The sequence below is a fragment of the Thiohalocapsa sp. genome (assembly GCF_022340605.1).
Classification (GTDB): Bacteria; Pseudomonadota; Gammaproteobacteria; order Chromatiales; family Chromatiaceae; genus Thiohalocapsa.
Genome location: NZ_JAJDNQ010000140.1, coordinates 1 through 15,432 on the forward strand (window position 1 = coordinate 1; position 15,432 = coordinate 15,432).

The following is a 15,432-nucleotide window of genomic DNA, read 5'->3' on the forward strand; positions in this document are numbered from 1 at the left end:
CGGCCTTGATCATAAGTCCGTCCACCGCCGTGGGAGCGCCGTCCTCGGCGCGACGGGCGCCCGGTCGCGGCGGGGACGCCGCTCCCACAGGACGAGCGCTTGGTCGGAGTTACGATCAAGACCGAAATTCCGAGACCCTGCTGCCTCGTTGTCGTTGTCGTTGTCGTAATCGAGTATCCGCACGGTTGAGATGACGATGACGATAACGACAACGACCTGAGACGGTTTCGGGACTTGCGCACTGTTGCACGAGTGCCCTTGCCCAATTTCCTGCTACCCGTGGCGACAGACGCTTCGGGAGCTTCGGGATCTAATCAGTCGCATGCCGGCGCGGTTTTAGTGGTCGGCGCCCCGTGGCGGCGGCGCCAGCTGCGGCGAGTCAGCCATATGCCCGCCGGCTCAGGGGAGCAAGTCGGCGACTTGGATCACCGCATTCGGCGCCCCGAGCGGGTTCACCGCGCCGGTTTTTCCATAGCTCTCCAGAACCGCAAAGTCCTCGCCGTGAGGCTCGCGGTAGACCTCAAGCAATCCCGTCTTCAGGTCCAGTATCCAGAACTCGGGGATGCCGTTGCGGGCGTAGAGCCGCTTCTTGGCGACGCGGTCGAAGTACAGTGGCGCCGCTCAGGAAGCGCGGGGTAGGAGCCCGTAGCACATCCAGAGACTGTGCCATCGCCGCTGCGCCGACGCGGATCAGTGAGATCGGGCAAGTATTCGCGCTCGCCACCGAACGACGCGCGCTCCTGTAGGTCGGGCCGACGAAGGAGGCGCGGCAATCAGGCGGTTACGTTGCGCGCATCCTGTCGGGCTTCGTACCTCAGCCCGACCTACGACGGATTCTTACCCAGTCTCGCATCAGCGCCTCGGCGCGCGGTGGCGCTGACCTTGGAGACGATGCGGCTTGCTCGCGCTCACCGCATACGACGGGTTGCTTCAGTCGTCACTCGCGCGCTGGAAGGCGTCGCTCAGTTGCTTCTGGATGTTGGCGGGCACCGCCTCGTAGTGGCTAAGCTCGATGGCGTAGGTGCCGTCGCCGCCGGTGATGGACTTGAGCCTGGACTCGTAGCCTTCGAGCTCCGCCAGCGGCACCTCGCCCTCGATGACGATGCGCCCGCGGCTCTTGGACTCGCTGCCGTTGATGCGCCCGCGCCGTCCCGACAGGTCGCCGGCGAGGTCGCCCATGTTGCTGTCGGGCGCGGTGATGCGGATCTTGACGATGGGCTCCAGGATCACGGGCTTGGCCTTGTCCACGGCCTCCAGGAAGGCCTTCTTGCCGGCGGTGGCGAAGGCGATGTCCTTGGAGTCCACCGGGTGGGACTTGCCGTCGTACACGGCCACGCGGACATCCTGCAGCGGATAGCCGGCGATGGCGCCTTCATCCAGAACCTGGCGCACGCCCTTCTCGATGGACGGGATGAACTGGTTCGGGATGCAGCCGCCGACGGTCTCGTCCGCGAACTCGAAACCTGCCCCCTGCTCGCGCGGCTCGATGCGCAGGTACACCTCGCCGAACTGGCCCGCGCCGCCGGTCTGCTTCTTGTGGCGATGATGGCCCTCGGCCTTGGCCGTGATGGTCTCGCGGTAGGGGATGCTCGGCGGCTTGGTCTCGATGTCCACGTGGAACTGCTCGGAGAGCCGCCGCATCAGCACCTTCAGGTGCAGCTCGCCGAGGCCGCGCATCACCGTCTCGTTGGCGGCGGCGTTGTGCTCGACGTGGAAGCAGGGGTCTTCGGCCTCCAGCTTGTGCAGCGCGTCGGTGAGCTTCTGCTCGTCGCCGCGCTTGGCGACGTTGACGGCGAGGCCGAACAGCGGAATCGGGCACTCGATGCTCTTCAGATGGAAATGGTCCTCGTCGTGACTATCGTGCAGCACGGCATCGAAGTGCATGTCGTCTACGCGGGTGACGGCGAGGATGTCGCCGGGCACGCCCTCGTCGTCCTCGATCAGCTCGGCGCCGTGCACGCGGAACAGGTGGTTGACCTTGAAGGGCTTGCGGGCGTCGCCGATGAAGAGCTGGGTGTTCGGCGTGATGCGCCCCTGGTGGATGCGGAAGATGCCGATCTTGCCCCGGAAGGGGTCGTTGATGATCTTGAACACGTGTGCGATGGCGTGCTTGCCCGGGTCCGGCGTTACCGCGACCGGCTGCATGTTGGCACCCTCGCCCTTCATGAAGGCCGGCGGGTTGCCTTCTGCCGGGTTCGGCATGAGCCGGGTCAGGATCTCCAAGAGCTCGGGGATGCCGGTGCCGGTCTCGGCGGAGCAGAAGCAGATGGGCACCAGGTGTGCCTCGCGCAGGGCCTCCTCGAAGGCGTCGTGGAGCTGCTCGGGTCTAAGCTCCTGGCCTTGCTCCAGGTAGACGTCCATGAGGTCCTCGTCCACCTCCACGACCTGGTCGATGATCTGGCTGTGGGCCTCTTCGACGCTGGAGAAGTCGGCGCCCTCGCCGGCCGGGTTGAAGAAGCAGTCGATGACGCGCTTGCCGCCCTCCGCCGGCAGGTTGATGGGCAGGCACTCGGCGCCGAAGGCGTCGCGGATCTGGGTCGTGAGCTCGCCGAGGTCCACACCGTCCGCGTCGATGCGGTTAATGATGAACATGCGGCAGAGGTTGCGCCGGTCGGCGGCGTTCCACATGCGCTGAGTCAGGTTCTCAATGCCGTTCTCGGCATTGACGACGATGGCGGCGGTCTCCACGGCGCTCAGCACCGACAGCGCCCGGCCGAGGAAGTCGGGGTAGCCGGGCGCATCCAGCAGGTTGATGTGCTTGCCGTGGGTGGTGAAGCCGGTGATGCCGACATCGAGCGAGTGCTTAAGGTCCTTCTCCATGTCGTCCCAGTCGCAGACCGCCGTACCCTTGGCGACGCTGCCCGGCTCCTTGATGGCACCGGCGGCAGCAAGAAGTGCTTCCACCAGCGTGGTCTTGCCGGCTCCGGCATGGCCGACGAGGGCGACGTTGCGGACGTCCTCCGCGTTGTATTCGGACATGGATTGACCCTTGATCGTTAAGCGGTTTTCGGGAATGGCGGTCGGCGTTGTCCAGGGCAGGACCGCGCGTTGGTCGAGTATATCGTAACGCCCTTGTCACGCGCGGCGGGGCGCCGGCGCGAATCGCCACAGACTGTGCTTTGCGTCAAGTCGGCCGTGCGGCTATGGTGCCAAGGGCTAGGGACCAGGGACCGGGGCTGGCCGCTGGATGCGTTCTTCCTGCAGTGGAGTCGCCGTCGATGTTCGACGCCATCACCTGGATTGCTGTCGCCTTTGGCGCCGGCGTTGCCGCCAAACAGTATGGGCTGCCGCCGCTGGTGGGCTATCTGGTCGCCGGTTTCGTGCTGCATGGGCTCGGCGCCGAGTCGGGACCCCTGATAGAGACGCTGTCGGAACTCGGCGTCACGCTCCTGCTGTTCACCATCGGCCTGAAACTCAAGCCGAAGAGTCTGGCGGCGCCGCAAGTGTGGGGCGTGGCATCGCTGCACATGGTGGCGATCGTCGCGCTGCTGGTGCCGTTGCTCCTGACCTTCGGCAACCTCGGTCTCCCGCATCTGGCGGACATGGAATACGGTCCGGCGCTGGTGCTGGCCTTCGCGCTCAGCTTCTCCAGCACCGTGTTCGCGGTGAAGGTGCTGGAGGAGAAGGGCGAAATGGGCTCCCTCTACGGCACCATCGCCATCGGCATCCTCATCGTGCAGGATCTCATTGCGGTACTGTTTCTGGCCTTCACGGCTGGCAAGATCCCGACCTTCTGGGCGCTCGGGCTGCTTGCCGTCTTCTACGCGCGTCCGCTGCTGTTCTGGCTCCTGGAGCGGGTGGGACACGGCGAGCTGCTGCTGTTGTTCGGCCTCACGCTCGGGCTCGGGTTCTCGGAGCTCTGCGAGCTCGCGCGGGTCAAGGGCGATCTCGGTGCACTCGTGATCGGCGTCTTGGTCGCCCAGCATCCGAAGTCCGGTGAGCTGGCGAAGGCGCTGCTCGGCCTGAAGGATCTCTTCCTGGTGGGTTTCTTCTTGAGCATCGGGCTCACCGCGACGCCGAGCCTGGACATGCTGCCGGTGGTGATCCTGCTGCTGGCGGCACTGCTGCTGAAGGGCTTCCTGTTCGAGCAACTGCTGCTCGGCTTTCGGCTGCGGGCACGTACGGCCCTGCTCGGCGCGTTGACCCTGTTCAGCTATAGCGAGTTTGGTCTCATCGTCGCCGCCGTGGCCAACAAGAATGGGTGGTTGTCCTCGGACTGGCTAGCTATCGTCGCTATCACCGTGGCCCTGTCCTTCGTCATCGCCTCGCCGCTCAATGCGCAGTCGCACGCGCTCTACGAGCTGTTCAGCGCCCGGCTGCGGCGCCAGGAACGCAGCAAGCGCCTGGACGTGGAACGCGAGATCGACCCCGGCGATGCGGACGTGATGATCGTGGGGATGGGGCGCGTCGGTCGCGGCGCCTACGACTTCCTGGTCCAGGAACGGGGGCTGCGGCCGGTGGGCATCGACGCCGATCCGGACAGCGTGAAACGGCACAAGGCCGCGGGCCGCAACGTCGTGCAGGGCTCGGCGACGGACGCCGACTTCTGGCACCGGCTGCACCTCGACGACGGTCATATCAAGCTCGTGCTGCTGGCCATGCCGCAGGCGCACGAGAACGTCTTCGCCGCCGAGCACCTGCTGAAGGAGGGCTTCAGGGGCAGCGTCGGGGCCATCGCCAAGTTCCCGGACGATGAGGCAGCGCTGCGCGCCGCCGGTGTGCATCAGGTGTTCAATCTCTACGCCGAGGCCGGTGCCGGCCTTGCCCAGCACGTGTGCTCGGCGCTGACGCCGAGCGCGGATGATCCGGACAGCGGCGCACCAGGAGCGGGCACGTCGGCCTGCGTCACCTGAGCCGTGCCGGCGCTGCCGCGTCGTGGCGTCGGCGTCTGGCCAGATTCGGTCCTTCGTGCAAGACGCGGGCAAAAAAAAGCGGCCAATTGTTGGCCGCCAAAGGACGCACAGCTAGGGACCGGTGTCGTGCAGCCACGCTGGTCGCGGGCGCGCGGTGATCGAAAAGAGAATCGATGCGCTTGCGTCTCTGAAAATACCCCGTCAGGTTCTGAGTTAAAGATTAGTCCTACTGACCCCTAAGCATGAACCCTGCTCATCGGGCCTGACGGCACGTCTGTCGGGGTTGCCTGCGGCGTAGCGCGTGCGCTCGATGGTCCAGAGCTTAAGCATGCAGCATCCGCGGCGGTGCCGTTGTGACGGGCGTCTTGGGATGCCGGTGCCGGACGTGGCGCGGCGACCTGCATCATCGATCCCACCCGAAACAGCGGCCGATGTTAGCATTCCGCGCCGACGGATCTGGGGCTGGACAGAGGACGCTGCAACGGCGTCGGCGGCCAGCCGGCCAAGACTGTCACCGCCATCTCTCGCACATAGACCTTCATCGTTTCGTTAGCGGTTGGCCGGGTAGCCGGGCAATCCTTTAGGGGTATGTATGTACTATCTGATCAAAGACTTGTTGGACGGATTGTTTGGAAAGCCATCGCCTCGCCGGGCACCGCCGGCCGCGGCGGCGGATGCGCCGGCGCTGGCGGCGGAGCTCAGTGCCGCGGCTCCGCCGGCCGCGGCCGCGCAGCAGCCCCCGCGGACCGAGCCGCCGGCCACGGCTTGGCCGGCGCCGAGCGCGGTTCCGGCCGCGGCCCCGCGGCAGTCATCGGAGCGAGCTCTCGCGGCAGCGCCAAGACACACCAATCCGACACCCGCCGCATCGGCCATGGCGACCGGCAGCCTGGCGGCTCTCGAGCAGGCTGCGACCGAGAAGACAACCGCCTTGAAGGCGCCGGCCGCGAAGAAGGCGACCGCGCCGAAGTCGGCGGCGGAAAAGAAGGCCGCCAAGAAGACTGCTGCAAAGACGACCGCAGCGCAGAAGAGCGCGCCGAAGAAGACGCCGCCCGGGAGTGCGGCAGCGAACAAGGCGGCCACCAAGAAGGTGGCAGACAAGAAGGCCGTAACCGATAAGGCGGCCGATAAGAAGGCCGCAACCAAGGCCAGCGAATCAGCCGCCAAGCCGGCTGGCGCCAAGAGGGCGCCGGCCAAGCCCAGCGCGTGACCGGCGCATGACTGGCGCGGCCGAGGCCGAGTTCGGGGCTCACGGTCGTGCCACGGTCACCGCGGCCCTTTCGGGGGCAGGCACCTCGGCCGGTGCCCGCTCCGCCCGGGCGCTGGCGCCGGGCCGGGCAAGCGAACGGACGGGCGATGTGCCGCCGTGCCCGGCTCAGGCGGCGAGCGGCTGCGGCTCGTGGCTCAGGCAGCCCTTGGGGCAGACCCGCGAGCAGGACTCGCAGCCGATGCAGTCCATGACGTTCTTCAGGTTCATGACCATGCCGGGCGCCTCGTCGAACTCGTCGTCGAAGTCGTCATCGTCGTCGAGGTCCAAGTCGTCCCGGTCGATGAGCTCGAAGACGTCGCGCGGGCAGACCTTGAAGCAGCGCCCGCAGCCGATGCAGTTGTTCTGGTTCAGTGCCGTGACGAATGCCGGGGTCCACTGGGACCCGCCGCGGGTCAGGCCGGTGATGGTGCTCATGTCGCTCTCCGTTGAGGGGCAGGGGACTGGCCGGTGGGGCGGGCTCGCCGCGCCAAACCCTGCCGTGCTCCCGATGTCGAGCCCCTTTGGTTCAGGTGATGCTCAGGCGGCCGCCTCCGCGGCCTTGAGTCTTGCGTTGGCCTCCGCCCAGGCCTGGCAGGCTTCGTACGTAGCCTGGGCCACGGCGGGGATTTCCTCGTAGGCCGCCGGCAGGCGGTCCTCCACCAGGTCGTGCAGCTCGCTGGCACGCTCGCTGGCGATGCGCTTGGCCTTCTTGACGGCCTTCTCCAGGCTCTTCAGGTCTTCGTCAGTCATGGGTCTCTACTCTGCTCAACTTGTCACGGCCCGGGGGCTGAAATGAGGGGCTGAGGGCTGAGGGCTGGGGGCTGGGGGCTGGCTGGGCCAGCCACGCAATTCGCACTTCGCACTCAGAACGTCGGAGCGTTGGCGGCGGTGTTGCTCAGTTGCCCCGATGCGCACCCGTACTTTGTACCCCGTACTTCCTACAGCCCCGCCACGTCCGGATACTCGCCCACCAGCTCCAGCGCCACGGACAGGTGCTTGTCGGCCTCGTCCTTCATCTTGCTCAGGCTCGGGAAGCCGAAGCGGTGCACGTCGCGCACGGCGCGGTCCAGCACCACCAGCTTGCCGACGGTGATGAGCACGCGACCGAAGCCCTCGTGGGTGAGGTTCACCAGCGGCACGGCCATGCGCCCGCACTCCTGCTCGATCAGCGCGGAGATGGCGTTATAGAACACCTTGATGCGTGCGACGACGATCTCGTCGGGGTCGCCGACGATGGGCAGCTCGCGCTTTTCTTCCTTGGTGAGCACGAAGGGTGCCAGGACCTCTGCCGGGGACTGGTTGTCGGCGGTGCCGTAGGCGTCGATGGCGCGCATCTGGCGCACCATCTCGAGGCCGAAATCGGTGGTCAGAACTGGGTCGTCGGCGGCGATTTTGGAGGTAGTGGTCATGGTTGGCTTGGGTCTTTCTAAGGGTTCAATGCGAAGTGCGAAGTGCGAAGTGCGAAGTGCCTGGATCGCAGTGGCTCGGCCCCGCGCACTTCGCACGCCGCACTGCGCACTATTCTTCATCCCGCCACTGTCGGATGCGGCGGCTCGCAGGTCACGTAGCCAGCGGTGGTCGCACGCCGCAGCAGGACCGGGCGAAAGCGGGCCTTGGCGCCGCTGCCGCCGGTGATGAGTCCCGCAAGCCAAAGCCCGGCGAGCAGGCCGACGACGCCGGTGGCTGCGCCGGCGGTGTCGCCGAGCCCAGCCGCCTGGGCGCCGCCGGCGGCCCCGAACAACGCCAGCAGGGGCAGCAGGTACGCGGCCAGCGACGCGCGCACCAGCATGCGGCTGCGGATGCCGATGATGACCCGCTCCCCGGTGGCGAGCCCGAGGTGGTCGATCACGCGCAGGCGGGTGCTGTTGCCGTTGCCGAACAGCTTGGCGACGGTGGCGGTGCCGCAGGCGTTGCCGTGCCCGCAAGTGGAGCAACTGCTTTGGCGCGGCACCTCCACCAGGGCGGCGCCGTCAGCCACGGCGACAACGGCGGCTTCTTGTTCAATCATGGTCTGCGCTCGTGATCGGTTTCTCTTGTTCACGTCGGTTCGGTGCGGTTGCCAGCGATGCGCGCCAAGGACCGAGCCCTGGGGTTGTCACGCGGCTTGTGGCCCTGAGCACTCGGCGCTCGGCCCTTCCTATTCGCTCCAGCCCTCCGCTTCCATGGCATCGAAGCGGCTTTCGCTGCGGGGTGCGCGACGCTCGATGGCGCGCGCGAGCCAGGCGCTGGGACCCTCGCGCAATTCCTGCTGCAGCTCCCGCAGCAGACCGCTGATGAGGGTGTCCGGCGCCACCTTGATGGGCTGGATGCCGTGGTTCTTGAGCTGGCCGATGGCCGAGGCGCCGACGGCCTGGCAGTAGACGGCGACGCAGTCGGCCAGGGCGTCGATCTTGGCGGCGAGCTTGTCCTCGTTGCCGTCCATATCGAGGCGGCCGAACTGGGCGGCCTCCTTGAGCTCGTAGCGATGTGGACCGACACGGTAGATGACGAAGCCCTCTGCCGCACCGAAGTGCTGGTTGACGTGCTTGCGGTCGGCGCTGGCGAAGGCCACCAGCACCGTGCCGCCACCGTCCTCGGCAAGGCCGGCGGTGGTGCCGCCATCGATGAGCTTGAGCTTGCGTTGCAGGGTCATGGTCCTCTCCCGCCGTGACGGGGCTCGCTGGATCGGTTCGCCGGATCGTTTGGTCCGGGGCTCAGGCCGCGGCGGCGTCCTGCTCCGCCTCCGGCCATTGTTTGAGGCTGGAGCGGTAGGCGTGGATTTCGCCCTTGTGCAGGCCGAGTACGATATTGGCGAGCTCGAACAGGGTCGCCCGTGTGCCGGTGTAGCCCACCCACTGGCGCTGGTAGCCGCCGAGGAGGTCGAACTGCGGGAAGCCGGCGCGCAGCAGCGGGATGCCGAGGCGCTCTGCCGTGTGCACCCCGTGGCTGTTGGTGATGAGCACCTCGGCGCCGCTGGCGCGGGCGGCCTGCTCCAGGTCCTCGAGGTCGCCGATCTTCACCGATCGTGCCGCCACCTGCTGCAAGGCCGGGCTGTTGCTCGGCGCCACGGCGGCGACGGTTTCCGCACCCATGCCGGCCAGGAGCTGAGTCAGCGCCACCAGCAGGTCGCCGTCCGCGGCCACGGCGAAGCGGGCCTGGCCTAAGGCGAAATGGGCGTCGAGCATGGCGTCCTGGAGCTGGCTGCGGCTCCGGGTGATGCGCTCCGGCACCGGCTCGGCGCTGATCTCCGCCAGCGCCGTGATGAAGGCGTCCATGGCCTCGAGGCCCATCAGGTGCGCGAAGCGGTAGTCCGGCACGCCGGTGCGGGCGGCCAGCGCGTCGGCCGCGCCGGCGAGCGAGCTGCCGATGACCAGGGTCGCCACCGAGTCGCCGGCGTGGGCCAGCTCGTCGAGCCGCGTGCCGCCGATGGTGACGGCGCTGAAGTCCGCGTCGGTCAGGTGGCCGTCCAGGGAGTCCGAGATGTCCGGCAGCACCAGCGCCCGCAGCCGGAAGCGCTCCAGCAGGTCCTTGATGTGCTCGATGTCGCCGACCGTGAGGTGCGCACCGGCGAGCACGTTCACCTGCCGCCGCCGGCGGCCGGGCTTGGTGCCGGCGGCGCTGGCCTTGGGCACGAGGCGCTCGATCATGGCCTTGAGCGCGGCGTTGAAGCCGGACTCGAGGCTGCCGGCGTAGTCGGGGGTGTTCACCGGCACCACGGCGATCTGGTCGTACTCCGGGTGCTTGGCGCGGAACATGGCCACGGCGCGCTCGATGTCGGCGCCCTGGGTCTCGGTCAGGCCCGTCGTCGGCAGCCCGATCAGCGCCGGCGCGTGCTTGGCGGCGATGGTGGCGAGCCCCTCCACCACGGCGTCGTCGCTGCCCATGATGGTGCTGACCTGGTCCAGCGCCGTGGTCTGCATCGGCATGGGCTCGCGGAAGTGCTGGATGAAGAAGATCTTGCCGAAGGCGGTGCAGCCTTGCGATCCGTGCAGCATGGGCAGGCAGCGGTCCATGCCGAGAAAGGCGAGGGTGGCGCCGAGCGTGGAGCTGGCCTTGAGCGGGCTGACCGCCAGCGCCTTGTTGCGCTTGACGATCTCGGGTGGGGTGATGGTCGTCTCAGGCATGGGTGGCGACCTCCGGTGCCGCGATGGTCTGCTCGGCGGATCGCGCCGGGGACGGCGCTCCCACGACATCCGCCTTGGTGCGGGTGGCCCAAGGCGGGGCGCTGCGCACGGCGGCCCAGATGGGGCTCTCCAGGGTCACGCAGAGCTGGCGTGCCAGCTCCAGCATGCCGTCGTAGCCGGCGTAGCCGAATTCGCGCTCCTGGTTGATGTCGAGGAAGGGGATGCGCGCCTTCAGCGCCGTGTACATGTTGCGACCGCCGGCGATCATGATGTCGGCGTCGAAGCGCCGGTACTGATCCAGCAAAGCGCGCGGGTTGCCGTCCTCCAGCATCGGCGCGTCATCGCCCATCAGCTCGCGGATGCGGGCCTTGTCTTCTTCCGTGGACTTGCGGGTGCCCGTGGCCACCACGGTCATGCCGAGATCCTGCAGCGCCGAGATCACCGACCACGACTTCACTCCGCCGGTGTAGAGCAGGGCGCGCTTGCCGGCGAGGCGCTCGCGCCAGGGAGCCAGCGCTTGGTCCATGCGCGCTTCTTCGCGGGCGATCAGCGCCTCGGTGCGGCGAGTGAGGTCCGCATCGTCGATGAGGCGGGCGAAGTCGCGCAGCGCCTGCGACATGTCGGCGACGCCGTAGAAGCTGCCCTCGAACCAAGGGGTGCCGTAGGCGTCTTTGAGCTTGCGGGCGACGTTGATCATGGCCTTGGAGCAGACCATCATGTTCGCCTTCGAGCGGTGCATCGTCTGCACCTCGCGGAAGCGCGCGTCGCCCGAGAGCGTGCACAGCACCCGCAGCCCCAGCTCGTCCAGCACCGGCAGCACGTGCCAGAGCTCGCCGGCGATGTTGTACTCGCCGATGAGCGTGATGTCGTGCACCTTGAAGCCGTCGCGCTCGATACCCGCGGGCACCGGGTCCGGCTCGCGGGTGCCGCAGACGCGCTTCACCATGGTCTCGCCGGCGATGCGATTGCCCAGGTTCTTGGTGCCGTAGAAGCCGGCGGCGTCCACCGGGATCACGGGCGTGCCCCAGCGCTCGGCCGCCGCCTTGCAGACGGCCTCGATGTCGTCGCCAACGAGCGCTGGCACGCAGGTGTTGTAGACGAATACCGCCGCCGGATGGTAGGTCTCCACCGCCTGCTTGATGCCGTGGAAGAGCCGCTTTTCGCCGCGGCCCATGATGACATCCTGCTCCGTCAGGTCGGTGGTCATGCCGAGCTTGAACAGCGTCGGGCCGGTGGAGCGGGTGCCGCGGTTGTCCCAGGCGCTGCCGGCGCAGGCGATGGAGCCGTGCACGATGTGCGCGACGTCGACGATGGGCAGGAGCGCGATCTGCGCCCCGTCGAAGGCGCAGCCGCCGGCGGTGGCGCCGGGCTTGGGCTTGGCGCAGCCGGACTTTGCCTTCTTGTTGTGCTCGCACGCCGGTTCGTCTAAGAGCGCCGCGATGTCTTTCTGCTTCATGCTCGATCCTGCTGGGATGCTTTCGGGGCCAGAGAAGCAGAAGCCGTGCCAGCGCGCCGGCGGCTGTCGCGCGCGGCGCGATGTGCGCGCTAAGTGATTGTTGGAGAAAGCTCGCGTGGCCGTGGCTGAGAAACCGCAACGGGACCGCCGGCGCCTGTCGGAAAGCCGACAAGCCGCACTGGATGAAGGGTTTGGCACAGCGTTGCCTGGCTGCTGTTGAAGGGGGGGCACGCGAAGACGCGAAGCGGGGCAGGGTGATGCACTGGGCTGGTCCGGCGAACCAATACTGTGCTTGTCTTGAAACCCGTTGAATTCGAGATGGGCGTCGATCGCCTATCCGCCTTCGCGCGTTGCCATAAGGCTCTACTTCCTTCGCGTCTTCGCGGCTTCGCGTGACCCACCTTCGTCAGCTCGCCGGTCCGCGGCTTCGCGTGAGCAGTCGTCACCTGCCCGCGGACGGCCGCCGTTCGGGCTAGACTGGCGCCAATCTTGCGTATCTCGCCGGGATAACCCTCTGCCCGACAACGAAAGGACACCAAGCCCATGTCCCTGTCTCTCGATGCCCTCGCCCGTGCCGTGCAGCGCGGCGACCTGATTCCCTACCTCGGCCCCGGCGTGCTGGCAGACGTGACGGACGCCGAGAGCGGCGCGCCCATGCCGGCGCTGAGCGACGACCTGATCCTGGCCATGAACAATGGCCGTCCCATGGCGCCGCGGCTTATGTGGGAGTTCCCGCGCGCGGCCATGGACGTGGAATTGAAACGGGGCCGCAGCGCCGTGAACCGCTTCTTGGACGGCCTCTACGGCCAGCGCCACTGGACCCGGAGCGCGCTGCACGACTGGCTTGCCGCCGCGGCGCCGCCCTATGTCATCGACATCAACCGCGACACCCAACTCCAGGACTCCTACGCGGGGCGCCCGCACACGCTGATCCGCGGCATCGCCCGCGTCGGCGGCACCGACTATCGCTTCAAGCTGCATGCCTACGACGGCGAGCGCTACCGCGAGATCGACCAGGCCGATGCCGACCCCAAGCTGCCGATCCTGTTCAAGCCGCTAGGCAGCCCGCGGCCGGACGCCACCTATATCGCCTCCGATGCCGACTTCGTCGACTACATCACCGAGCTGATGGGCGGTTTCGGCCTGCCGAAGTTCCTGAAAGAGTACCGGGTAGGGCGGCAGTATCTCTTCCTCGGCATGCGCTTTACCCGCGACACGGAGCGGATGGTGATGTCCGACATCATCTACGCGGCGGGCGAGCCCGCGGGCTACGCGCTGATCGCGGAGCCCACCGAGAAGGAACTGCGCTTCTGCGAGAAAAAGGGCGTCGAGGTCATCGCGGCAGATGTGGCGGACTTGCTTGCCGCGGTTGGCGGCGCCGACGCTGCACCGGCGCAGTCCGCGTTCGAGGCGGGCCGCTGAGGGCGCTGCGATACGGGGTATCGTTAGCGCGCTGGTGGCCGGAGCGCGAGGAACCGTCGTCCTACGGTCCCCCGGGAATCGCGCACCCATGTGCCACATGAGCACTCGCGACCGCTTCGGGACTTGCGCACTGTTGCGCTAGAGCGGCACCCGCCCGGAGTCGAGCCCTTCCAGGTAGCAGAGAACCCGCTGATAGACGTATTGGTTGCAGGAGCCGTCGAACATCTCGGCGTTGAAGTGCCCGTAGGACTCGGTGAAGACCTGAACGGCGGCCGTCCCCTCGCGCTCGATCACGATCTTCACAAAACCGCCGAGCTCCGGGACGGCCACGACCTCCACCGCGTAGGCGGCACCCGCAAGGCGCTCGCGCCACGCGGGGATCAGCAAGTCCTGGAGGTCATGGAGTTGCTGTGCGTAGCCGTTGGCCTCCTCGCTGCTGAAGCCGGACTCGGTGTGGTACTGGAGCAGATGACGGACCTCTTCCAAGACCGCGGGCAGCTCGGCTAGGTCGTTGACGCGCTGGCTGATTCGGGGCATGCGACTTCCTCGTTGTGGGCGGGAGCCATCGGAGCTTGGGCGCATCCGCCGTCGGCTCAGGCCGCAGGGCGGCGGCGCAATCGGAGTCGCAAATGATAGTTGTGCCCCGGCGTCGGATCATTGACCCGGCCCGTTGTTCCTAGGGAAACGCCGATCTGTGGGCGCTTTTCGTGCAGAGCAGGACGGTCCGCCATTTTGAGACGCTGCCGGCGGAGGGCCATCGGTTTGTCGCCAAGGATCGGCGCCGCGAGCGCGTTGCGGCGCTCGATGTTACTGAGCTCGCCGCAGGCGCGGCAGCGAACAGCGTAACGGGGGGCGGGCTCCGGAGCTCGGCACGAGGGATGTTGCCACTGATTTATGGCGGCTGAGTGCCGGACGCTCGACGAGGCTAATATCGACACCGGCGCCGCGCGGCGCCGGTGGTCGCGACGACGCTGAGTGATCCCTGCTTCAACATCAGGACTTCCTGCCCATGAGTGCTGCAACCATCTCCGTGTCCCGCGCCGAGGCGCCGCTCGCGCCCATCGTCGCCACCACCGTGCTGTTCCTGCTGTTCGGCAGCGACTGGCTCGCGGCGCCGGGCAACCCGCTCTGGTTCGTCTTCCATTTCGTTTGGCTGTTCGCCGTCATCCTTTGGGCGGCGCTGCGGGTGGTGCATCATGCCGAGTGTCTGGCAACGAAGCTGGGCGAGCCCTACGGCACGCTGATCCTGACTCTGTCGGTCATCACCATCGAGGTGATGATGATCGCCACGCTGATGCTCCACGGCCGCGACAATCCGTCGCTGGCGCGGGACACCATGTTCGCGGTGATCATGATCGTGCTGAACGGCCTGGTGGGTCTGACGCTATTGGTCGGTGCGCTACGCTACCGCGAGCAGGTGTACAACCTCCAGGGGGCCAACGCCTATCTGTCGGTGATTATCCCGCTGGCGGTGCTGGCGCTGGTGCTGCCGGACTACACCGTGTCCACCTCGGCGCCGACCCTGTCCGGCTTCCAGGCCGCCTTCCTGGTGGTGATGTGCGTGGCGCTGTACGGCACCTTCCTGGCCATCCAGACGGTGCGCCATGCCGGCTATTTCGCGGCCGGAGATCCGGGGCACCCGGACAACCACGGCGACCACGGCCGGGTGATCCGCTCGCTGCCCTTTCACGCGGCCATGCTGCTGGCGTACATGCTGCCGGTGGTGCTGCTGGCGAAGAAGATCGCGATCCCCATCGACTACGGCATCGAGACCTTCGGCCTGCCGGCGGCCCTCGGCGGCTTCGTGGTGGCAGCGCTGGTGCTGACGCCGGAGGCCATCGGTGCGCTGGAAGCGGTGTTGGAGGACCGCTTGCAGCGCTCGGTGAACATCCTGCTGGGCTCGGTGCTGGCGACCATCGGGCTCACGGTGCCGGCGGTGCTGATGGTGAGCCTGGCGACTGGCGAGACCGTGGAGCTCGGGCTCCAGCACGCCGACTTCGCCCTGCTGCTGCTGACGCTCGTGGTATCCGTCGTGACGTTCAGCGCCGCGCGCACCAACCTGCTGCAAGGCATGGTGCACTTGATTCTGTTCGTGGCCTATCTGATGCTGATCTTTGCGCCTTGAGCGGGGAGCGCCGGCTGCCCGTCGGGTATTGAGAACGGGAGCGTTCTGCCACCGAGGGGGGATTCGCAGGGTCAACTGCTGGACGGCTGTGCCTCGTCCCGTACCGGCGGCTGGAAGCCGCCGGACCCGGTTGCCGGCAATATGCCGGCGCTCCCGGTTGACGCTCCCAGTTGGCGCTTCCGGTTGGCGCCCACGATGGCGGCGAGCGGTGGCTGCTGCCGTGCTTG

At 67.5% G+C, this 15,432-nt stretch carries 14 protein-coding genes; 4 read left to right on the top strand and 10 right to left on the bottom strand.

Features of this window, described 5'->3' with window-relative positions:
- Positions 1 to 399: 399 nt before the first annotated feature.
- The gene (locus LJE69_RS21030) at positions 400 to 612 is read right to left on the bottom strand and encodes a Uma2 family endonuclease (RefSeq protein ID WP_367114703.1); all 213 of its coding nucleotides are present in this window, start codon (positions 610 to 612) and stop codon (positions 400 to 402) included.
- Positions 613 to 930: 318 nt separating this feature from the next.
- On the bottom strand, positions 931 to 2,979 hold the full coding sequence (gene fusA / locus LJE69_RS17130) for an elongation factor G (protein WP_296927244.1): 2,049 nt from the start codon (positions 2,977 to 2,979) through the stop codon (positions 931 to 933).
- A 239-nt stretch (positions 2,980 to 3,218) separates the two neighbouring features.
- Here fusA and LJE69_RS17135 point away from each other — a divergent pair, with 239 nt between their 5' ends.
- Entirely contained in the window at positions 3,219 to 4,853 is a 1,635-nt protein-coding gene (locus LJE69_RS17135) for a cation:proton antiporter family protein (RefSeq protein ID WP_296927245.1), read from the top strand.
- A gap of 592 nt (positions 4,854 to 5,445) precedes the next feature.
- A complete protein-coding gene (locus tag LJE69_RS17140) occupies positions 5,446 to 6,060 on the top strand; it encodes a hypothetical protein (RefSeq protein WP_296927246.1) in 615 nt (204 codons plus the stop codon).
- Positions 6,061 to 6,225: 165 nt separating this feature from the next.
- Here the strand turns inward: LJE69_RS17140 and fdxB are convergent, their stop codons facing one another.
- From fdxB to nifE, 7 genes are all read right to left on the bottom strand, one after another.
- On the bottom strand, positions 6,226 to 6,534 hold the full coding sequence (gene fdxB / locus LJE69_RS17145; protein ID WP_296927247.1) for a ferredoxin III, nif-specific: 309 nt from the start codon (positions 6,532 to 6,534) through the stop codon (positions 6,226 to 6,228).
- A gap of 102 nt (positions 6,535 to 6,636) precedes the next feature.
- Complete coding sequence (locus tag LJE69_RS17150) at positions 6,637 to 6,849, bottom strand: CCE_0567 family metalloprotein (RefSeq protein WP_296927248.1); 213 nt, start codon at positions 6,847 to 6,849, stop codon at positions 6,637 to 6,639.
- A 188-nt stretch (positions 6,850 to 7,037) separates the two neighbouring features.
- Entirely contained in the window at positions 7,038 to 7,508 is a 471-nt protein-coding gene (locus LJE69_RS17155) for a NifX-associated nitrogen fixation protein (RefSeq protein ID WP_296927249.1), read from the bottom strand.
- A gap of 116 nt (positions 7,509 to 7,624) precedes the next feature.
- On the bottom strand, positions 7,625 to 8,107 hold the full coding sequence (locus LJE69_RS17160) for a SoxR reducing system RseC family protein (protein ID WP_296927250.1): 483 nt from the start codon (positions 8,105 to 8,107) through the stop codon (positions 7,625 to 7,627).
- A 129-nt stretch (positions 8,108 to 8,236) separates the two neighbouring features.
- Entirely contained in the window at positions 8,237 to 8,731 is a 495-nt protein-coding gene (locus tag LJE69_RS17165; RefSeq protein WP_296927251.1) for a NifB/NifX family molybdenum-iron cluster-binding protein, read from the bottom strand.
- A gap of 61 nt (positions 8,732 to 8,792) precedes the next feature.
- Entirely contained in the window at positions 8,793 to 10,202 is a 1,410-nt protein-coding gene (gene nifN, locus LJE69_RS17170) for a nitrogenase iron-molybdenum cofactor biosynthesis protein NifN (protein ID WP_296927253.1), read from the bottom strand.
- The gene (gene nifE, locus LJE69_RS17175; RefSeq protein WP_296927254.1) at positions 10,195 to 11,658 is read right to left on the bottom strand and encodes a nitrogenase iron-molybdenum cofactor biosynthesis protein NifE; all 1,464 of its coding nucleotides are present in this window, start codon (positions 11,656 to 11,658) and stop codon (positions 10,195 to 10,197) included. The genes nifN and nifE overlap by 8 nt, the downstream gene beginning before the upstream one ends.
- Positions 11,659 to 12,201: 543 nt before the next feature.
- Here nifE and LJE69_RS17180 point away from each other — a divergent pair.
- Positions 12,202 to 13,080 carry an SIR2 family protein gene (locus tag LJE69_RS17180; RefSeq protein WP_296927255.1) on the top strand — a complete coding sequence of 293 codons (879 nt, stop codon included), beginning with the start codon at positions 12,202 to 12,204 and terminating at the stop codon, positions 13,078 to 13,080.
- Between the two features lie 138 nt (positions 13,081 to 13,218).
- On the opposite strand, the gene LJE69_RS17185 is transcribed toward LJE69_RS17180, so the two are convergent.
- Complete coding sequence (locus tag LJE69_RS17185) at positions 13,219 to 13,617, bottom strand: hypothetical protein (RefSeq protein ID WP_296927256.1); 399 nt, start codon at positions 13,615 to 13,617, stop codon at positions 13,219 to 13,221.
- Between the two features lie 472 nt (positions 13,618 to 14,089).
- On the opposite strand from LJE69_RS17185, the gene LJE69_RS17190 reads away from it, so the two are divergent.
- Entirely contained in the window at positions 14,090 to 15,205 is a 1,116-nt protein-coding gene (locus LJE69_RS17190; protein ID WP_296927257.1) for a calcium:proton antiporter, read from the top strand.
- The last annotated feature ends 227 nt before the right edge of the window (positions 15,206 to 15,432 follow it).